We start from the raw sequence: 19,143 nt of genomic DNA on the forward strand, positions 1-19,143 counted from the left end.
AGGTTCGGGGCCCGGCCGATAGTTCCGCCGTGCGGATTCTTAGTTACCGGCGCTGTGCCGGGGAGCTGTCACCGCTGGATCTGTGACGCAGCCACTAAGTCAGATAAAGTCGGAGACGTTGAAACCTCGGGGCCGACAGTCCCGGGACCGGAGGGGATTCGAAGTCGACCCCCAGAAACAGCAAGGTGCACCGTGAGTAACAAGATCAAGTCGCCCAATGAGAAGAGCAACGGATTTATCTGGGCGATCGTGGCCGTCCTGGTCATTGCCGTCGTCGTCGTCGGATACATCGTCTACTCCTCCAAGGACGCGAAGACCGAGTGGATCGCCGAGCGTGAGTTCCAGGATGTCCAGTTCGACGCTGTGCGCGACGGCGACATGATCACCCTCAAGTCCGACCAGGCCACCGAATCGACCCCGGTGGTCGGTCTCTTCGAGGACTTCAGCTGCCCGCACTGCGGTGAACTGGCCATCGCCACCGATGCCCAGCTGAAGGATGCGGTGGAAGGCGGCGAGCTCGTGGTCAACATCGAGCCGCTGCACTTCCTGGACCGTGAGAACACCTCGGGCAACTCCCACCGTTCCCTGGCCGCCGCTCTCTCCGTGCTGGAGCACGGTGACGCCGACCTCTACTGGAACTTCCGCACCCTGCTGCTGGAGAACCAGGACGATATCGTCAACAAGTGGGAAGATGAAGACTTCGCCGCCGCCGCCACCACCCTGGGCGCCCCGAGTGCGGTGGCCGAATCCATCAACAATGGTGAATTCCAGGAAGATGCCGCCGCTATCGGCACCGCCAACGCCACCTACCTGCAGGAACAGACCGGCAGCCTGTCCTCCCCGCGCATCATCCAGGATGGCAAGGACATCGCTGAAAATGACCTGAACAACTGGGTGGAGATCGCCAAGCAGGGTTAATTCCAGACTGCTTTTGGTTGTGTGAACCCGGGGGCCCGCTACAGTGAAAACACTGTGGCGGGCCTTGGTTTTTAGACGTTGGGAATCGGCGTTCTTCGGGAAGATACCGGATTCCTGGTTGTTGTTCCCCGGCGGTTTCGGTTGTCGGGGACAGTTCGGGTGTACTACTCGGGGTTAAGTCCGCTACCAGCGGATTTGGTCCCTCTCGGTGGCTCCGTGTATCTTTACAAGAGTTGTTTGAGGGGCTATGGCGCAGCTGGTAGCGCACCACACTGGCAGTGTGGGGGTCAGGGGTTCGAATCCCCTTAGCTCCACTTCATATGGGAACCTCCGTTCAGATCTTCAGGATCTGGACGGAGGTTTTCTCGTTGTATCGGTGGGTTGGTCCTGCCGGGGGCGGTGTTTAGCACGCCCGGATCCGCGGTTGTACGTTCAGGGCGTGGATAAATAGCTGCAAGAAGGCCTGCGTCGGGCCCGAAACAGCGCTTTTCTGGGCTCCTTGCAGCTATTTATCCTCTTGGGTGGGTTTCGCGGGGGTGGGTTGCTTTCCCCGAGGTGGAGCGCTGGAAACCGAGTCCCCGAAAGTCAGGAATGGATCGAGTTCGAATTCGGCGAGAGGGCCTCGGTCCGAGGATCGCCATCGGCGGCTGATTAGGCTGTGCCGGCCTTCTTGGCCCGCAGCGCGAAAGTCATGAGAACGAGCACAGTGGCGCTGAGTGCGGTCAACGATAGGGCGGCAATAACGACTGCAGTGGTCAAAGTGCCGTTCGTTGCGACCATGCCGACGCCGATAGCGGTACCCGCTTGGAGGGCATAGGCGACCAGGTAAAGCAGAGATAAGGTCGTGCCGCGGTGCTGCCCGGAAGCAACCTGGTTGATGAAACCGAGCCCTCCGGTGAAGGCGAAGGAGTAGGCGATGCCGCCGATGATGCACCAGCTGAGGAACAGGGAGACGGACCCGAACGTGCTGGCGGCGCCCATGAGCCCGAGGCTGAGGATCGTCAGGACTGCACCGATGGAGACGGAGGTTCGGGGCGGGATCCGCGACAGGAACAGCGCGGTGAGGCCGATGGCCAGCGAGGAGCTGCCGAGGAGAACCCCGACGATCGCGGTGTTTCCGGTCTGTGCGAACTGGGTGATCATGTGGGCCCCGAGGGAGAGGAAAATCGCGCCCACACAATAAGCCAGCGAGACTGACAACGTGGCGATGGTGAACTGCAGCCTGATGCCGCGGGGAACACTGGGGGCCTGCGGCCGCCAGCGACGGGCACGGGGCGGGCGGTCGTCGGGGGAGAGGATCAGTGCCGCGATAGATGCCACAGACAGGGTGAGCAGGACGATGTAGCTCCAGAACAGGGGCAACGGGGCGAACTGCGCGAGCACACCACTGAGCACCAGAGCAAGCGTGAGACCGGTCGCAGTGGAGATGGTTGCCATGGAACTGGCGAGTCGGGGATTGGCGCTGGTGTTGTTCTCGATGAGCGACGCAGTTCCCGCTCCCATCGCCAACCCGGCACCAGCTCCTTGCAGCACTCTGCCCATGAACAGGAACGCCACATTAGGGGCGAAGGCGAAAAGGATCGCGGAGACGGCAATGAGGGCGACTCCGGCAATCATGACAAGTCGTCTACCGAACTGGTCGGAGAGATTTCCGAAGAGCGGCAGGACGATGATGAGTGCGAGTTGGTAGGTCGCGAACACGGTGGTGATGGTGAGGGGAGTTAGCTCCCACTGCTCTGCGTAGATCGGGTACAGCACGCTGGGTGCCCCGGAAGACCAGAGCACCAACGCGAGCACCGATGCTGAAGCCCAGAACGCCCCACGCCTTCCCAGTCGTCTTCGCTCGGGTGAAGAGGAGGTGTGCTCAGGTGATGTTGCCCCATGATCAGACCTCAGGCGGGGTCCGGGTGGATGATCAGCCAGGTGCTCGGTGCGATGGTCTTGGCTGGGGTGTGCGGGAGCCATCGGCCGTTGGGGTGGAATTGTCATCAGCTATCCTCTGGGAACTTGATAATCGGGGCCCAACCTCTGCAGGCTCTCTTGGACAGAGCCTCGCGGGTTCTTCCGGGCCTTGCCAGCGCAGGGGAGCTTCCGCTGCGGGTTCACTCCGGCCGCGAACTTTATTGACCATCCCCACCCGGTGCCGAGGGCGTACTGCGATACCCGCAGGCCAGGTCGGCGTCCAGACGTGGTGTATCGCATGGGTGGTCTCCTTCAAGAGAGGATTTCCAGGTTGCAGTTCGCTGGAATCAACCCTACTGATGCTAGGTTGGCTATGGAAACTCAGGTGAAATATTGCGGGCCGAAAGGCGTGCAGAAGGAGTCGTTGACGATGCCGGTATTCCAGGTCCACATTCCCGATCAGAGGTTCTCGCCGGAGCAGAAGCATGCCCTGGCAGGAGCTCTGCCGGAGGCGCTCAATGAGGCATTGGGGATTCCCGTTGATGATCAGTTCGTCGTCATCACTGCGCACAGCCCGGATGATCTTTATCTGAACTCCACCTACATGGGGATGCAGCGAAGCGCGGATGCAATCATCATGACCGTGCTCTTCACAGCCGAGCGTTCGGCGGCAGACAAAAAGGTACTGACGAAGGTTTTGTGCCGCAAGGTCGTGGAGACGCTGGGTATCAGCGCCGATGATGTGTTCATTGCCTTGATCCCGGTGCCGAAGGAGAACTTCTCCTTCGGTAGGGGTGAGCTGCAGCTCGCTCCCGAATAGTGCATCTTGAAGGTGTCAGGCAGCTCCATTCAAGCATCGCTGCAGGAGTGGTCAGGCAGATCCTGGAGAGGAATAATCTATGCCCCGTAAATCTCGAATTCTGATGAATACGTTGGACAGTCAGTGCGCCATCGCCAGATCTCTCGGGGTGCTGAGTGATCCCTGGAGCTTTTTGCTTCTCCGCGAGGCACTCCTGGGGAGACGTACCTTCGCGCAGTTCCGGGACTCACTGGGTATCGCGAGTGATGTGCTCACTACGCGGTTGAACGCACTGGTGGAGCACGGTGTGCTGGAACGGACTCCCTATCAGGAGCCGGGGCAGCGGACACGCGAAGCCTATGATCTCACCGCAGCCGGCGCTGAACTGAAGATCGTGCTGGTGGCGATGCAGCAGTGGGGCGAATCTCATATTCCGCGGGAGGGAACGGGAAACGTGCTTCCGGTGACTCGCGATGGACATCAGCGCGTACGGGCCGCTTTGGTCGATGCGCAGGGCGCAATAGTGGGCCAGGAGGAAGTGGAATTCATTCGCTTCAGCGACGCTGATGATTCCGGTACCGAGTAGTCGAGCAAAGCGGGCTTGGTTTGTGGTGCAATCAGGGCGATGCAGCGGACAGTCCCCGCTGACATCAGCGGGGCAGGATCACCGCGATCTGCTCGCGGATATTCTTGATAATTGCTTCGGTGTCGGCGGTCGAATGTGAGCCGCTGGCCATCGTCAGGAACGTGATCGAGGAGACGACCCTGGCCAGGGTGGCGGCATCGGCGTCAGGGATGGTCTCCTCGCGACAGAGAACCTCTGCGTAGGCTTTTTCGGTCTCGGCGATGATGCGCAGTGCTTCGGCATGGTGTGGCTCGCTGGGGTCCCCGAAGACCATCTCGCGCAGGTAGGTGCGCCCGTTGTCGACCTGGGCGCGGTTGCACTCCACGATGGGCGTGGCGATTGCCAGCACGGCGTCGAGCATGTCGGGTGTCTGCTCGGCAGCCACTGTCCCGCGAGCAAGCGCCGTGGCGTAGTGCGTGTTCTGTACGAGCAGTAGCAGCTCGCCCTTGGTCTTGGCATAGAGGAACAGGGTGCCGGTGCCGATGTCGGCTTTGTCCGCGATCTGCTGGGTAGTGACATCATCGACGCCCTGTGTGGCAAACAGTTCACTGGCGGCAGCGATGATGCGTTCGAGTTTGGCCTGCTTGTTCCGCTCGCGTCGACCGGGCGACTGTGGTGTGACTGACATGGACGGTCCTCCTGGAATAAACTATGACTATACTCATTTATGAGTACAGTCACTGCAAAATGGGCTCGTATGTGCCTGGACTCATTCTTCCACGGCGACATGAGAGTGCCTCTTACCCAGGTCGCCGCAGTGGCCGCTTCTGACCATTCGATGTAAAGGAACTAGTTTCATGACTTCACCTTCTTCTTTGTGGCAATCGTTTACGCTGGGACGCGTCGAGCTCCCGCACCGACTGGCCATGGCTCCGATGACGCGCAACCGGGCGAATGCCGATGGCACTCCAGGGGAGTTGATGGCGGAATACTACGGTCAGCGTGCGACCCTTGGTCTGCTGATCACTGAGGGAACTCAGCCCTCCGCGGACGGGCAGGGCTATGTCAACACCCCGGGCATCTACACGCCCGAGCACATCGAAGGGTGGCAGAAGGTCGCCGACGCGGTGCACGAGGGCGGTGGGCACCTATTCGTCCAGCTGATGCACGTGGGCCGGACCTCGCACCCGGACAATACCCCGCACCACCGCCAGCCGGTCGCACCCTCCGCAATCGCTCCCGGGGAAGAGGTTCACACCTCCACCGGCCCGCAGCAGATCCCGACACCGCGCGCGCTGAGTACCGAGGAAATTCAAGACGTTATCGGTGAGTTCCGTCATGCCGCAGCCTCGGCGATCGAAGCTGGCGCAGATGGGGTGGAGATCCACGCCGCCAACGGGTACCTGCTCCACCAGTTCTTGTCTCCCAACGCCAACCACCGCACCGACACCTACGGCGGCTCGGTGGAGAACCGGGCCCGGTTCGTCATTGAGGTCGCGCAGGCCGTTGCTGAGGAGATCGGCGCGGACCGCACCGGCATCCGTATCTCCCCGGCTTTCCCCCTCGGTGGTATCAACGAGGGTGACACCGAATCGGTGCACGCCCAGTACCGCTACCTGGTCGGCGAGCTCGCGAAGCTGAACCTTGCCTACCTGCACGTGCATCACCTGGGAGATGACGAGCTGCTGCGTTCCTTCCGGGAAGTATGGCCGACAGCGGTGCTCGTGGTCCGCTACGGACGGGAGCGTGGGCAGATCGCTGCCGACATCGACGCCGGGCTGGCGGACATTGCGCCGCTTGGTCGGTTCGCGCTGGCCAATCCCGATATCGTCGAGCGGTTGCGCACGGATGCCTCGTTGAATGAGTTGGACCCGACCACCATCTATGGCGGAGATGCCGCCGGATACACCGATTACCCGGTCTTTATCCACGCCTAGCATCATTCCCGTGAACCGCCCGAAAGTGTTCATATTCCTCACTCATCGGGCGGCTCATATCTTGCCCAACTTTTCTTCAGCCAACCTCATATGAAAGAAGTGCTCATGCCCTCACTCAATGGAGCCGTCGTTCTCGTTACCGGAGCCAACGGTGGAATCGGTACCCAGTTTGTCCGCGAGGCGCTCGCCCGCGGCGCGGCCAAGGTCTACGCCACCGCCCGAAACCCGCGTACCTGGGATGATGGCCGCGTTGTCCCGCTCCGCCTCGATGTCACCGACCCGGTCTCCATTCAGGCCGTCGTTGATGCCGCACCAGACGTGACCGTGCTGATCAACAATGCTGGCGCCGGCGCCTCCACCCCTGGCATCCTGAGCCAAACTGATGAGGAAATCCGGTCGAATGTCGAGACCAATTTCCTTGGTCCGATCTTCCTTACCCGCGCGTTCGCACCCATCCTCTCGTCGAAGGGCGGGAACACGGCGATCATCAACATCCATTCGGCACTGGCTTGGTACGCCGTCATGGGGATCTATTCAGCTACCAAGGCCGCATTGTGGTCTGCGACAAACTCCCTGCGACTGGAGCTGCTCCCCGCAGGGGTCCATGTCGTCGGCGTGCACGTCGGTTGGGTGGACACAGCCATGGCGGCACACATCACTGACTCGAAGGTCGACCCCGCCGTACTTGTATCCAAGGTGTTTGATGCCACCGAGGCGGGGGAGTTTGAGGTCCTCGCCGACGACACCTCCGTGCAACTGAAGGCCGGACTCAGTGCGCCTTTAGCAGCGCTCTATCCGCAGCTCGGTGACACCGCAGTATAGCCCCGGCGTCTGGTCGGGCTGCAGTTCTGATGGGGACCTCCCGTGAAGAAATCGGCCCGGGCCAGGCACCTGACCGCTGTATTATCTGCACCGGATCCTCGTTCGGGCGGGGGATCGTCGTGGCGCGCGGAGCTGCCGGGGCGGAAGGCCGGGGAATGGCGGGGTCTGCTCAGCCCTTCACTCCCACGGTGCTCAGTCGTCCCTGTTCGTCATATTCCACCGACACCTTGAGCAGCTGCCCCAGCTCGCTGGCCAAGAGCCAGGTGTTCGGGGTCTGCATCGGCTCGAAGCGCCAACCCAACAGCCGTGCCATGCCCGCCAGCGACCAGCCGATATCATCGCAGTTCTGCAAGAGTCGGGGCAGCCGGGAGAGTACCTGCGGGAAATCCGGCTTCGGCGGTGCCTCGGAGAGATTGGTGTGCAGGTACACCGCCCGGGCGCCGGCCTCCCCGGTAGGGACGCTCGAGTAGAGGATCTCCGGCCCGAAGATCTCTACCGCGGCCTGCCCGGCGTCATGGCTGAGCAGATTGATCTGGTGGGCCTGCTGCTCCCCTTCGAAGGTGTAGGGGATCTCCTCGGTGGAGAAGGCGGCGAGCTGTTGTTCGACACCGAATTGCTGAACACCCCGGGCCGCGGGATTCGGGCCGGTACTTTTCTCGTGATCGGCGGAAAAACCCCAGAGCATGGTGGTCGGATCCACCGCGATGGTCGCCAGGAGGAAAGGCTGGCTGGTGATGCTGGGAGTTGTGCTGCCTGGTACGGCAGCTGCTGTACCCTGATCCTGGCTGCTGAAGGAGAAAATAGGCGTCTGGGTATCGATGAAATACTCGTTTGGCCCCAATTTTTCCTCGAGCCATTCATTGAAGAGTTCTTGGCGGATCTGGGAGAAGAGAGTGGCGCGTTGTGCAACGCGGCGGATCTGATTCATCATGGAACCAGGTTAAGGGAAATCCTCACCTGTCAAGGTGTCCGGCTGGTGGAGAAGCTACCCCTGCCCACGGTAGGAGGTGAATTCCCTCACCAACACCCCTACCTGGCACACAACCGCCCCACGCCGCCGGTGAACCGGGGATAATGGGAGTCATGACTACAGATGACAGTGTCTTTCAGGTTCTGAATATTGAAGAGTCCCGCGAGAAGCTGAACTCGGTGAAGCTCGGCCGCGTTGTGGTGCGCCGCAGCGATGACATGGATATCTTCCCGGTTAACTTCGTGCTGGATGAAGCGGGACGGGTCTACCTGCGGACCGCCGAAGGCAGCAAGCTGTTCACCGTCGGCCTCAACGCCGATGTCCTCTTTGAAGCCGATGAGGTCAAAGACGGGCACGCCTGGTCCGTCGTGATCAAGGGCAAAGCGGAGATACTCAAGGACATCAAGGAGATCCACTTCGCGGACACCCTGGATCTCAAACCCTGGGCGCCGACGCTGAAGTACAACTGGGTGCGCATCACCCCGGTGGAGGTCAGCGGCCGGGCCTTCGCGATTACCGAGGAGCCAGAGCGCTACTGATCGCTTATCGACGCCGCGGGCTCCTCGGCCGTGCTCGGTTGAGATAGCTAGGCTCGGGGGTAGGCGACCTGAAAGGGGAGACCCCCATGGTGGAGAAGAAGGCCGATCCCGGCCCCAGTGTCAAAGACAACGAAGTGTATGAAGCCCTCCGCGAGGACGGTGCGAGCAAGGAGAAGGCAGCCCGGATCGCCAATGCGGCAGCCAACATCTCCCGGGAGGAGGTGGGCCGCAAGGGCGGTGAAGCCGGATCCTATGAGGGCTGGACCGTTGAGAAACTGCATGAGCGGGCCGCCGAACTAGAGATCGAGGGCCGTTCCAGCATGAATAAGGCGGAACTGATCAAGGCACTGCGAAACCATTAGGCGCGCCACCACTGATCCTTCGGGCCGGCCGGCAGATGACGCTTGTGCTGCCCGATCCGCCAGAGGTGTTCGAGTCGTTCCCGGGCGTGCTCGGGTACCTGCTTTCCTTCGAGGTAGTTGTCGATGTGCTCATAGGAGACCCCGAGTGCAACCTCATCGGGAAGCGCGGGGCGGTCATCCTCCAGATCAGCGGTGGGCACCTTCTCCCAGAGCGCTGCCGGGGCGCCCAGGTGCTTGAGCAGATCCGCTCCCTGGCGCTTGTTCAGTCCGGCCAGGGGTAGGAGGTCCGCAGCGCCATCACCATGCTTGGTGAAGAACCCGGTGAGGTTCTCTGCAGCATGATCGGAGCCGATCACCAGCAGTCCCTTCTCGCCGGCGAGGGCGTACTGGGCGACCATCCGCTGCCGGGCCTTGATGTTTCCGCGGTTGAAATCCCGCAGGGTCGGCTGGCTCAGCGTCGAGGCGACTTCTCCGGCGATGGCCGCAGTGGCGGTCTTGACGTTGACGCCGGTGACCTGGTCGGGGGAGATGAACTCCAGCGCGGCGCGGACATCATCCTCATCGGCCTGGACCCCGTAGGGCAGGTGCATCGCCCAGAACTCCGCGGCACCGCCCTCGGCCCGAATCTGCTCCACCGCCAACTGTGCCAGCCGGCCCGCCAGGGTGGAATCCTGTCCGCCGGAGATGCCCAGGACGAATCCACTGGCGTGGGCACTGCGGAGATAATCAACGAGGAAGGACACCCGGGTGGCCACCTCGACTCCCGGATCGATCTCGGGCTGGACACAGAGAGCGGCGATGATCTGGGACTGGAGGGTATCCGGCTGAAGTGACATGAGACCACTCTAGTCCAGCTGTTTCGGGGAACGGTGGGTGGAAAGAGTTGGTGTTTTGTTGTTTTAGGGAGTCCTGGGGTAACATTTCACCTCGTGTCATTGACCGTGGATTCGCCGGGTTAATCCAGGCTGGAGTCATGGCTCAATGAAATTTCACCTAGTCGCAAGATTCAACTTCGCGCATACAGAAAGGAGCGCCCGATGAAGGTTCGTAAGTCACTTCGGTCGCTGAAGAACAAGCCGGGCGCTCAGGTTGTGCGTCGCCACGGTAAAGTTTTCGTGATCAATAAGAAGGAGCCGCGTTTCAAGGCTCGCCAGGGCTAAGAACTCAGGTTCCCTGAAAGCCATTCATCCCCTCCGGGATGGATGGCTTTCGGCATGTTCGGGGTTGGTTCCCGAGGTTTCGGCGGTGAAGAAATAGCTGCAGGGCGGGGCATGTTTGGAGCCCGAAGCCGTGATTTTCGGGCTTCCTCTAGCTAGGTGTCCACGCCCGGCGGGTGGGAGATGCTGTCCTGCAGGCATCGGCCGCGTTATGTCCCCGGGGCCGGGGAGGGTCTGGCTGGCGGCGGATTATCGCGCCCCGAAGATAACAATTGGGTAACGTCAAATTTGCTCCCCTGCGGAAATGACAGGTTTGTTATTCAAAAGCATCGGCCATGATCTTCAGGCAGGGTCTAGATGTAGTCTTGGCGCGGCTCTCATCCTGGGAATTCCACTCTTGTAACTACTACATGTAGTACTATTTGCAGGTTAGCGGCACAAAGTATAGTGTCGATGGTGTCGCCAGGAAGGGCACGGCAGCTAGTGCGGAAAGTCTTGCAGAGCTGATACCGAAGCCGAAGAATCAATCTCCTGGCAAGAAGATTTAGCGGCCCAGCGCTACCCAGAGGACGAGGAATAATCATGGCAATCACTCTCTACACCAAGCCCGCCTGCATGCAGTGCAACGCAACCAAGAAGGCTCTGGACCGTGCCGGTCTGAACTACGAGAGCGTCGACATCAGCATGGATGACGAAGCGCGTGACTACATCATGGCCCTGGGTTACCTCCAAGCGCCGGTGGTCGAGGTCAACGGCGAGCACTGGTCCGGATTCCGTCCGGAGCGCATCCGCGAGCTCGTCGCCCAGGCTGCCTAGCCTTCGCTGGCCCCCGAGCCCCGGTTAAGGGGCCGACGGACTGCGGCCGGCGCGGCCGTCGATAAGCAGTACTGCATCACCATTACGCCGCCTACTAGCATTGGGCGGCTTTCGCAGTTGAAGGGAAGTGATCGAAGTGTTGGTCGTGTATTTCTCCTCAGCAACAGGAAACACACATCGCTTCGTGGAAAAGCTGGACCTGCCGAGCATGCGGATTCCGCTGCACCGGAGTGATGAACCCTTGATTATCAACGAGCCCTACGTGCTCGTGTGCCCCACCTACGGTGGCGGCGCGGGCATGACCCAGCAGAACTCGCGGCCGGTGCCACCGCAGGTGATCCGCTTTCTCAATAATGAGAAGAACCGCAGCTTTATCCGCGCGGTGGCCGCCGGCGGAAACAATAACTTCGGCTCCGACTTCGGCAAGGCCGGTGAGATCATCTCCGCCAAATGCCAGGTGCCCTATGTCTACCGTTTCGAGCTCATGGGCAATGAGGAAGACGTCCGGGTCTTCCGGGCCGGGTTGGTGGACAATGCCGAAGCGCTTGGTCTTGAGCCACTCCAAGACCCGGTGGTGGCGCATTCCTCGGGCGGTTCCTAGAATTGCCGGAGTGCCCCGGAAACCCGCGGGCTGATCCTGTCAGCGAGTGCCGCCCTCGGGGTGGCCCGCAGGGGTCCGCTGGAATCCGAACCCGCCCCAGCTGGTTTGAAACTAATAGAGTCAGAATCTCAAGCACATCGCTTAGAAGCACATTGAAAGGTGCAAAAACGTGTCTCCCCAGGAAACCGCTGTTGCCGAGCCCATCACCCCGATGGAGTTGGACTACCACGCACTGAACGCCCTGCTCAACCTCTACGATGAGGACAGCAAGATTCAGTTCGACAAGGACCGGATGGCTGCCCGTCAATACTTCCTGCAGCACGTCAACCAGAACACCGTCTTCTTCCACAACCTGCGGGAAAAGCTGAACTACCTCGTCGAGAACAACTACTACGAGCAAGAGGTGCTCGAACCCTACGAGTTCGAGTTCATCAAGGCACTGTTTAAGCGTGCCTACGGCCACAAGTTCCGCTTCAAGACCTTCCTGGGTGCGTACAAGTACTACACCTCCTACACGCTGAAGACCTTCGACGGTCGTCGCTACCTCGAGCGCTTCGAAGACCGCGTCTGCATGGTTGCCCTGACCTTGGCCGCCGGGGACAAGGAGCTCGCGGAGAACCTGGTCGATGAGATCATGGCCGGACGTTTCCAGCCCGCCACCCCGACCTTCCTGAACTCAGGCAAGGCCCAGCGCGGCGAGCCGGTCTCCTGCTTCCTGCTGCGCATCGAGGACAACATGGAGTCCATCGGCCGCGCCATCAACTCCGCCCTGCAGCTGTCCAAGCGCGGTGGCGGTGTGGCCCTGCTGCTGTCCAACCTCCGTGAGGCCGGTGCCCCGATCAAGAAGATCGAGAACCAGTCCTCCGGTGTCATCCCAGTGATGAAGCTCCTCGAGGATTCCTTCTCCTACGCCAACCAGCTGGGTGCCCGTCAGGGTGCCGGTGCGGTCTACCTCAACGCGCACCACCCGGATATCCTCAGCTTCCTGGATACCAAGCGCGAGAACGCCGATGAGAAGATCCGCATCAAGACGCTTTCCCTCGGCGTGGTCATCCCCGACATCACCTTTGATCTGGCCCGCAACGACGATGACATGTACCTTTTCTCGCCTTACGATGTCGAGCGCATTTACGGCAAGCCCTTCGGCGATATTTCCGTCTCCGAGCTTTATGAGGAAATGGTCGAGGACGACCGGATCAGCAAGACCAAGATCAACGCCCGCCAGTTCTTCCAGACCCTGGCTGAGGTGCAGTTCGAGTCCGGCTACCCGTACATCATGTTCGAGGACACCGTGAACCGTGCCAACCCGATCGAGGGCCGGATCAACATGTCCAACCTCTGCTCGGAGATCTTCCAGGTCAACACCCCCTCCACCTACAACGAGGACATGACCTACGAGACCATCGGCGAGGACATCTCCTGCAACCTGGGATCCCTGAACATCGCCATGACGATGGACTCCCCGGACTTCGCCAAAACCATCGAGACCTCCATCCGCGGCCTGACCGCCGTGACCGAGCAGACGTCCATCGACTCCGTCCCCTCCATCCGGGTGGGTAATGAAGCTTCCCGCGCCATCGGCCTGGGACAGATGAACCTGCACGGCTACCTCGGCCGCGAGCACATCTACTACGGCTCCGATGAAGGTCTGGACTTCACCAACGCCTACTTCGCTGCCGTGATGTTCCACGCGATCCGCTCCTCCAACAAGCTCGCCCAGGAACACGGCACCACCTTCGGTGGCTTCGAGAACTCCGAGTACGCCTCCGGTGAGTTCTTCGAGCGCTATAACCCGGCTGAGTTCGCCCCGACCACCGACAAGGTCAAGGAGATCTTCGCCAACTCCACGATCGAAACCCCGACTGCGGCGGACTGGGCACAGCTCAAGCTCGACGTGATGAAGCACGGCCTGTACAACCGCAACCTGCAGGCTGTTCCGCCGACCGGCTCCATCTCCTACATCAACAACTCGACCTCCTCGATCCACCCGATCGCCTCCAAGATCGAGATCCGTAAGGAGGGCAAGATCGGCCGTGTCTACTACCCGGCCCCGCACCTGGACAACGACAACCTCGACTACTTCCAGGACGCTTATGAGATCGGCTACGAGAAGGTCATCGACACCTACGCCGTGGCCACCAAGTACGTCGATCAGGGTCTCTCCCTGACCTTGTTCTTCAAGGACACCGTGACTACCCGTGACCTCAACCGCGCGCAGATCTACGCCTGGCGCAAGGGCATCAAGTCCCTGTACTACATCCGGCTGCGCCAGCTGGCCCTCGAAGGCACCGAGGTTGAGGGCTGCGTCAGCTGCATGCTCTAAGCCTCAGATGATCGAACTGAGCAACGTGGCCTGAAAGTCTGGGCCGGATTCGAAACGGCTGCCTCCCCATCCGAAATGGATGGGGAGGCAGCCGTTTTTGGGATTCCGTTAGGCGTCGTTGCCCGGGAGCTGCGGCCGGGGCACGTGCGCAGCGTCGAGAAGCATCGCCGGGGGAATGTATGCGCTGAACCTTATTGCGCCGCTGTGCACGAATCTAAGGCGTCAGGGCACCGAGTGAGCGGGGAGCGGGGCGCCGGGCTGACATGACAAAACTGCGCCGCCGGAGATCATGGTGATCTTTCGGCGGCGCAGCGGGGCGGGATCGGGTGTTGCCTGAAGCTAAGCGGAAAGGAAGTCCCTGACCTCTTCCAGCAGCTTCTCGGAGTGGCGTTCTGCGGCGGGGCCATCACCGGATTGAATCGCCTGAGCGAGTTGCAGGTGCCACTCGAGTGCTTCCTCATCCGGACGGTCGGGCTGGAGACCGAAGGCGGTGCGGCCGCGGAGGACGGTGACGATGGGTGGGATCAGCGCGGTGAACATCTCATTGCCGGAGGCCTCAAGAAGCAGGCTGTGGAAGGTGATGTCCAGTTCGAGGAACTCATCGGAGGCACCCTTCTCAGCCATACCGAGGGCGTTGAGCTCCTCCGCCAGTTGAACCAGACGGCTACGTTCTGCCGGAGTGGCATTTTCAGCGCAGAGTCGGGCGGCAACGGGCTCGACCCCGATCCGTAGTTCATTGAGCGAGCGCAGCTGTCCACGGCGCTCGTCTGCGGATTCCAGCCGCCAGCCAATGATCGACTGGTTGAAAACGACCCAATGTGACCGGGGCTGGACGGTGATCCCGACACGTCGTGAGGATGAGACGAGTCCCAGTTGTTCCAGGGCTCGCATTGCTTCTCGGGCGACGGTGCGGGAGATATCGAATCGTTGGCTGAGATCCTGCAGGGTAAAGGTCTTCCCCTCGGGAAGGACACTGCTGATGATCTCCCGTCCCAGTTGATCCAGGACACTGTCCAGGAGTGGGGCGGCGGGACCATGACGGGGGCTCGTCATTGGATTCTCCTCTATTTGAAAGAACTCGGAACATGCTCATAAATCTCGATGATTAGTGAAATCCACCGAGGCGGAACAACGACTGCGATGTTGTTTTGTCTATGAAATGGTTCCAGGTTATGTAATAGATAGAATAATACTCCCATCAGGCAGTGCTCCGAGGGGAATCCGGGAAATCAACGAAGGGCCGAGGGGTGGGGAACTAGCGGGCGCCGAGTTCGCCGTCGATGCGCAGAATGCCGGAACCGGAGTTGCCGACGATCTTGATGCGGTCGAGAATTTCGTCGATGGTGGCTTCTTCCTCGACCTGCTCCGCGAGGAACGTGTCGATCAGCGGACGGGAATCGTAGTCCTTGTGGGTGATCTGAAGCTCTGCGAGGCGGCGGATGCGCTCGGAGATCATCTTCTCGTGGTTGAGGGCGGCCTCGAAAGCTTCGAGAGCGGACTCGACCTTGACGATCGGTGCGGAGATGTTACCGATCTGGGGGAGGACATCGCGATTGAGGAGATGCTGGGAGAACTTGGCAGCGTGTACCTGCTCTTCCTCGGACTGGTTCTTCATCCAGTCGCGCATGCCCACCAGGCCGAGATCATCGAGGGCATAGGAGAGTTGGAGGTAGACGAGGGAGGCTTCGAGCTCTGCGGTGATCTGCTCGTTGAGGGCCTGCTGGAATTCTTCGTGAATGGTCATGCCACAGATCATAAATCAGCTTTTCCGGGGTGTCACCTAAGGTAAGGCCTGCTTAACTGGTATTTTTGACAGAATTGTGAAGCAATGGTAGCCAAAGTTAGGCTCCCCTCGCCGGGGGAAGTGCTCCATAATGGCCCATTTTTGAAAGTTGCCGGGTCCGAAGAGCGCCTTTTCCTTCGGAAAGTGGGCGGTTGGGACATCTCGAGATGTGTCTGCCCTCATTACTTTTCTTTTGCTGTGGGTCTGGGCCACATTCCTGAGGGTGGGTTGGGGTTTCATCGGCTGGGCGGGGGATGGGGAGGGGCGTGAATGGGGTGCGGTGCGGAATAGACAGGTGGCCGATGTGGGTTAAGGTAGATGGCTGATTCTCCGGGATTCCTCCGGATCCTCCTGATCGGGTCCGGGCCTGGCCGGAACCTGAAATTCACGGCGCTATGAGGTGTTGAGCTGCGTGTTTCGGTCCGATGCCAAACTAGTCTTATAAGTTGATAGAATCTGCCAGAGACTGGCCCGACTCTGCGTCGGGCCCCACGTTTTAGCTAAGGGGAATAGATAAATGTCCGATGATTCTGCCCCGCAGGATGCATACGAGCCCTTCATCGAGGCTCACCCGCAGCCGGTTGTCGCCATCAACTGGAATGAGATTCCCGATGATAAGGATCTCGAGGTCTGGGATCGCCTGACCTCCAACTTCTGGCTGCCGGAGAAGGTTCCGGTGTCCAATGACGTCAAGACCTGGAAGACCCTGACGGAGGTGGAGAAGCGGGCCACCATGCGGGTGTTCACCGGTCTGACCCTGCTGGACACCATCCAGGGCACAGTCGGTGCCATCTCGCTCATGCCGGATGCGCAGACCCTGCATGAGGAGGCGGTGTACACCAACATCGCCTTCATGGAGTCGGTGCACGCGAAGTCCTACTCCAATATCTTCATGACGCTGGCCTCGACCCCGGAGATCAATGATGCTTTCCGCTGGTCCGAGGAAAACGAAAACATGCAGCGCAAGGCGAAGATCATCCTCTCCTACTACGAGGGTGATGATCCGCAGAAGCGCAAGATCGCTTCCGTGCTCCTGGAGTCCTTCCTCTTCTACTCCGGCTTCTACCTCCCGATGTACTGGTCCTCGCATGCGAAGCTGACCAACACCGCCGATATCATTCGTCTGATCATCCGTGATGAGGCGGTGCACGGCTACTACATCGGTTATAAGTATCAGAAGGCCCTGGAGCGGGAGACTCCGGAGCGTCGGGAAGAGCTCAAGCAGTACGCCTTCGATCTGCTCTACGATCTCTACGAGAACGAGACCCAGTACTCCGAAGATCTCTATGACGATCTCGGTTGGACCGAGGACGTCAAGCGCTTCTTGCGCTACAACGCCAATAAGGCGCTGAATAACCTCGGTTATGAGGGGCTGTTCCCGGCGGATGAGGCCAAGGTCTCGCCGGCCATCCTTTCTGCGCTGTCTCCGAATGCCGATGAGAACCATGACTTCTTCTCCGGCTCCGGTTCCTCCTACGTCATCGGTAAGGCTGAAATCACCACCGATGATGACTGGGATTTCTAGGAGTTAATCTCCGAAGTTCCGGCTGAAAAGCCTGTTCAGAGGCCCGAATCTGCGAAATCTCGCAGGTTCGGGCCTCTTTCTTGTCCTCTCTGAAAAGGCATGAGGAGGACAGAAAAGAACAGGAATATCCGTTCGGGATGGCATGTGGCCGAGGCTGTGCCACTTTGTGCCCCTCGTCGTGAACGGCAGAGCTCAATTTCTGCAGAATTCCGGGGATCTTGGTGCTTCTACCGGGGGAGGGGCACAGAGGGGCTCGGCATCATCGTGGATCAGAGTCCCAGGCCCTGCTGCTGTTTGATCGCGTCGTAACTACATCTTTGGACATCCTGATGATCTTGACCGTGAGATTAAACTGGCGGCGCTCTTCGCTGTTCTAGCGAAGGAGCGATGACAGTGGCAGTAGGAATGGGGCTGTGGCACGCGGACGGCGACAAGCTGAGTTAGATCATGTCAACTGCGATTGGGCTAGAGTCGCAGATGGAGGTGTACATCGAGTCCGATCCGACGATGCTCGGCAAGACGCTGTTGATCATCGGCAGGAAGGAACTCCACCCCGCAGAGCTCCGCGAACGAGCAACACGAATGGCCGTCGACGCTCGGCAAGACCCGGAGACATTCTGCGGTGCAATGAAGCGCGTCGCCGACCAATGAGGGGTCAACCCAGAAAACACTCAGTGATTGGGTAAAGAAAGAAGAAATCAACGAAGGCGTACGCCCGGCCTCGGAGTTACCACTACTGAGGTAGCTCGTATTCAGGAGCTTGAACGCGAGGTACGTGAGCTGCGGAGCGCGAACCAGATCCTTGAAATCAGCTTCGGCTTTCTTCGCGGCGGATCTAGACCATCCATCCCGCTGAATGAGAAAGTGGCATACTACGCATCCCGGTCCAGGGTAGCCTCTGCGCGCGAGCAACGTGACCAGGAACTCGCCCTTAAGATCACTCGAATTCGCACCGCTCACTATGGGCTCTACTTCGTGGGTGCCGGGCGATGCTCTAGCAGTGCCTTCAACCGCTGATCATCACGTCGGCCGTCGCGGCGCAATATTCGGGTCAGCAGGGGATCTGCGAAACGACTGACGCCGGAGGTCTGAAACTCCATTCGGCAGATGACTCGGCTCCCGAGATCGGTCGGCGTCACCTCATAGACTGCGTGGCCGCTCATCTGGCCGTCAGGGATCTCAAAGCCGAGCCGGAACGGCGGGTCATAGAGGGTGATCCGATTGCGGGACTTCAGTTCGCGGCCGGCGAAGCGACGAGCGAAAACATGCTCACTGCCAACCCTCACCGGCCCTGGTGGCATGCGCTGCACGGAGTGTAGTCCCGTTTGCCACAGCGGCGCGTTTGTCATGTCGGCGATGAAGTCGAACACATCAGGCACAGGTCGTTCGATCTCCACGGACGTCTCGACGATAATCATGTTATCCTCCGATGCCGCGATACTTTTAGCGCACAAGCCCAGTGAAATATAGATTACGCCGCAAACGTCCGATCGACTACCGGTGATTTCCCCGTCGTGGACACCGTGCGTTTAGGTTCGCGTTGAGGTCTGCGCAGTGCGCGAATACGCGGGGGAGTGTGCCGAGCACTCACCCCGAGGGGAAACAATGTGCAAGTTGGCGCGGAGCGGGCGCGCCCCCGCTGCGACCCCAAGAATCCGCGGGATCACGCGGCCGGTTAGCTTCCAGTACCGCCTGCGTCGCCGGCCCCAACGGGCTGGGCGGCACAGGCGTTTCTTGTTTCCCGGGGCAGTGCTTATCGACGATCCCTGCTCCCGGGGCCTGCTATCCCGCGCGTCGCTGAGGGGGTGTGGGGTGCCTTCGTTTTGGGGTCTGAGGGGAACATTTAGGCTGTGATCGGACGTCTTTGGCCGGGAAATGGCCACCTGGATCATCCTTTAGCTTGACCCCGGCCGGGGGTGGGGGATGAGCTTCAGCGGTGCCGAATTCTGTGATTCTACATAGTTCGGATGTGGCGGCAATCACTCCGGCGCTTCCTGGTGTTCTGACTCCTTCGGCCGGAAGGGGGCTTAGTGCAGGGGCTAACTACCTGAACTCGGGTTTCGGCTATAGACTCAGTCCGGTGACCGGCCCCCCGTGGCTGGAAAATATTCTTACACTTCCTTT

Annotated in this window: 20 protein-coding genes and 1 tRNA gene; 14 read left to right on the plus strand and 7 right to left on the minus strand. The window is 60.2% G+C overall.

The window, feature by feature from the left end; all coding sequences use genetic code 11:
* Nucleotides 1-192 precede the first annotated feature (192 nt).
* Both ACTU46_RS09540 and ACTU46_RS09545 read left to right on the plus strand, forming a co-directional pair.
* Nucleotides 193-918 carry a DsbA family protein gene (locus ACTU46_RS09540; RefSeq protein ID WP_443381313.1) on the plus strand — a complete coding sequence of 242 codons (726 nt, stop codon included), beginning with the start codon at nucleotides 193-195 and terminating at the stop codon, nucleotides 916-918.
* 241 nt (nucleotides 919-1,159) lie between these two features.
* Nucleotides 1,160-1,232 (plus strand) — tRNA-Ala (locus tag ACTU46_RS09545).
* Nucleotides 1,233-1,569: 337 nt separating this feature from the next.
* On the opposite strand, the gene ACTU46_RS09550 is transcribed toward ACTU46_RS09545, so the two are convergent.
* On the minus strand, nucleotides 1,570-2,907 hold the full coding sequence (locus tag ACTU46_RS09550) for an MFS transporter (RefSeq protein ID WP_443381315.1): 1,338 nt from the start codon (nucleotides 2,905-2,907) through the stop codon (nucleotides 1,570-1,572).
* Between the two features lie 343 nt (nucleotides 2,908-3,250).
* On the opposite strand from ACTU46_RS09550, the gene ACTU46_RS09555 reads away from it, so the two are divergent.
* Nucleotides 3,251-3,640 (plus strand): tautomerase family protein, encoded by a 390-nt coding sequence (locus tag ACTU46_RS09555; RefSeq protein ID WP_443381317.1) that lies wholly within the window; start codon nucleotides 3,251-3,253, stop codon nucleotides 3,638-3,640.
* Between the two features lie 79 nt (nucleotides 3,641-3,719).
* The gene (locus ACTU46_RS09560) at nucleotides 3,720-4,205 is read left to right on the plus strand and encodes a winged helix-turn-helix transcriptional regulator (protein WP_443381319.1); all 486 of its coding nucleotides are present in this window, start codon (nucleotides 3,720-3,722) and stop codon (nucleotides 4,203-4,205) included.
* A 64-nt stretch (nucleotides 4,206-4,269) separates the two neighbouring features.
* Here the strand turns inward: ACTU46_RS09560 and ACTU46_RS09565 are convergent, their stop codons facing one another.
* Nucleotides 4,270-4,872: a TetR/AcrR family transcriptional regulator gene (locus tag ACTU46_RS09565; RefSeq protein ID WP_443381321.1), complete on the minus strand. Its 603-nt coding sequence runs from the start codon at nucleotides 4,870-4,872 to the stop codon at nucleotides 4,270-4,272.
* A gap of 169 nt (nucleotides 4,873-5,041) precedes the next feature.
* On the opposite strand from ACTU46_RS09565, the gene ACTU46_RS09570 reads away from it, so the two are divergent.
* Both ACTU46_RS09570 and ACTU46_RS09575 read left to right on the plus strand, forming a co-directional pair.
* Nucleotides 5,042-6,121 carry an alkene reductase gene (locus tag ACTU46_RS09570; protein WP_443381323.1) on the plus strand — a complete coding sequence of 360 codons (1,080 nt, stop codon included), beginning with the start codon at nucleotides 5,042-5,044 and terminating at the stop codon, nucleotides 6,119-6,121.
* 105 nt (nucleotides 6,122-6,226) lie between these two features.
* Nucleotides 6,227-6,943, plus strand: coding sequence for an SDR family oxidoreductase (locus ACTU46_RS09575; protein WP_443381325.1), 717 nt, complete (start codon nucleotides 6,227-6,229; stop codon nucleotides 6,941-6,943).
* A 169-nt stretch (nucleotides 6,944-7,112) separates the two neighbouring features.
* Here the strand turns inward: ACTU46_RS09575 and ACTU46_RS09580 are convergent, their stop codons facing one another.
* Nucleotides 7,113-7,874: a DUF6882 domain-containing protein gene (locus tag ACTU46_RS09580; RefSeq protein WP_443381327.1), complete on the minus strand. Its 762-nt coding sequence runs from the start codon at nucleotides 7,872-7,874 to the stop codon at nucleotides 7,113-7,115.
* A gap of 152 nt (nucleotides 7,875-8,026) precedes the next feature.
* Between ACTU46_RS09580 and ACTU46_RS09585 the strand changes: the two genes are divergently transcribed.
* Both ACTU46_RS09585 and ACTU46_RS09590 read left to right on the plus strand, forming a co-directional pair.
* On the plus strand, nucleotides 8,027-8,452 hold the full coding sequence (locus ACTU46_RS09585) for a pyridoxamine 5'-phosphate oxidase family protein (RefSeq protein WP_443381329.1): 426 nt from the start codon (nucleotides 8,027-8,029) through the stop codon (nucleotides 8,450-8,452).
* Nucleotides 8,453-8,538: 86 nt separating this feature from the next.
* Complete coding sequence (locus ACTU46_RS09590) at nucleotides 8,539-8,814, plus strand: DUF7218 family protein (RefSeq protein ID WP_443381330.1); 276 nt, start codon at nucleotides 8,539-8,541, stop codon at nucleotides 8,812-8,814.
* Here ACTU46_RS09590 and nadE read toward each other — a convergent pair.
* On the minus strand, nucleotides 8,811-9,650 hold the full coding sequence (gene nadE / locus ACTU46_RS09595; protein ID WP_443381332.1) for an ammonia-dependent NAD(+) synthetase: 840 nt from the start codon (nucleotides 9,648-9,650) through the stop codon (nucleotides 8,811-8,813). The two genes, ACTU46_RS09590 and nadE, sit on opposite strands and share 4 nt — an antisense overlap.
* 201 nt (nucleotides 9,651-9,851) lie before the next feature.
* Here nadE and ykgO point away from each other — a divergent pair, with 201 nt between their 5' ends.
* From ykgO to nrdE, 4 genes are all read left to right on the plus strand, one after another.
* A complete protein-coding gene (gene ykgO, locus ACTU46_RS09600; RefSeq protein ID WP_018341343.1) occupies nucleotides 9,852-9,974 on the plus strand; it encodes a type B 50S ribosomal protein L36 in 123 nt (40 codons plus the stop codon).
* Between the two features lie 579 nt (nucleotides 9,975-10,553).
* Entirely contained in the window at nucleotides 10,554-10,787 is a 234-nt protein-coding gene (gene nrdH / locus ACTU46_RS09605; protein WP_443381334.1) for a glutaredoxin-like protein NrdH, read from the plus strand.
* 136 nt (nucleotides 10,788-10,923) lie between these two features.
* Entirely contained in the window at nucleotides 10,924-11,388 is a 465-nt protein-coding gene (gene nrdI, locus ACTU46_RS09610) for a class Ib ribonucleoside-diphosphate reductase assembly flavoprotein NrdI (protein WP_443381336.1), read from the plus strand.
* 211 nt (nucleotides 11,389-11,599) lie between these two features.
* Nucleotides 11,600-13,711, plus strand: a complete 2,112-nt coding sequence (gene nrdE / locus ACTU46_RS09615; protein WP_443381522.1) for a class 1b ribonucleoside-diphosphate reductase subunit alpha — start codon at nucleotides 11,600-11,602, stop codon at nucleotides 13,709-13,711.
* A gap of 339 nt (nucleotides 13,712-14,050) precedes the next feature.
* Here the strand turns inward: nrdE and ACTU46_RS09620 are convergent, their stop codons facing one another.
* Entirely contained in the window at nucleotides 14,051-14,764 is a 714-nt protein-coding gene (locus tag ACTU46_RS09620; protein ID WP_443381337.1) for a FadR/GntR family transcriptional regulator, read from the minus strand.
* Nucleotides 14,765-14,966: 202 nt separating this feature from the next.
* The gene (locus ACTU46_RS09625; protein ID WP_443381339.1) at nucleotides 14,967-15,455 is read right to left on the minus strand and encodes a ferritin; all 489 of its coding nucleotides are present in this window, start codon (nucleotides 15,453-15,455) and stop codon (nucleotides 14,967-14,969) included.
* Nucleotides 15,456-16,011: 556 nt separating this feature from the next.
* Between ACTU46_RS09625 and nrdF the strand changes: the two genes are divergently transcribed.
* Together nrdF and ACTU46_RS09635 are read left to right on the plus strand one after the other, a co-directional pair.
* Nucleotides 16,012-17,019 carry a class 1b ribonucleoside-diphosphate reductase subunit beta gene (gene nrdF / locus ACTU46_RS09630; protein ID WP_443381341.1) on the plus strand — a complete coding sequence of 336 codons (1,008 nt, stop codon included), beginning with the start codon at nucleotides 16,012-16,014 and terminating at the stop codon, nucleotides 17,017-17,019.
* A gap of 483 nt (nucleotides 17,020-17,502) precedes the next feature.
* Nucleotides 17,503-17,670 (plus strand): hypothetical protein, encoded by a 168-nt coding sequence (locus tag ACTU46_RS09635; protein ID WP_443381342.1) that lies wholly within the window; start codon nucleotides 17,503-17,505, stop codon nucleotides 17,668-17,670.
* Between the two features lie 317 nt (nucleotides 17,671-17,987).
* Here ACTU46_RS09635 and ACTU46_RS09640 read toward each other — a convergent pair whose 3' ends face one another.
* Nucleotides 17,988-18,437 carry an SRPBCC family protein gene (locus tag ACTU46_RS09640; RefSeq protein WP_443381344.1) on the minus strand — a complete coding sequence of 150 codons (450 nt, stop codon included), beginning with the start codon at nucleotides 18,435-18,437 and terminating at the stop codon, nucleotides 17,988-17,990.
* Between the last annotated feature and the right edge of the window lie 706 nt (nucleotides 18,438-19,143).

Origin of the sequence: Corynebacterium sp. A21 (assembly GCF_052266655.1) — a bacterium.
Lineage (GTDB): Bacteria > Actinomycetota > Actinomycetes > Mycobacteriales > Mycobacteriaceae > Corynebacterium.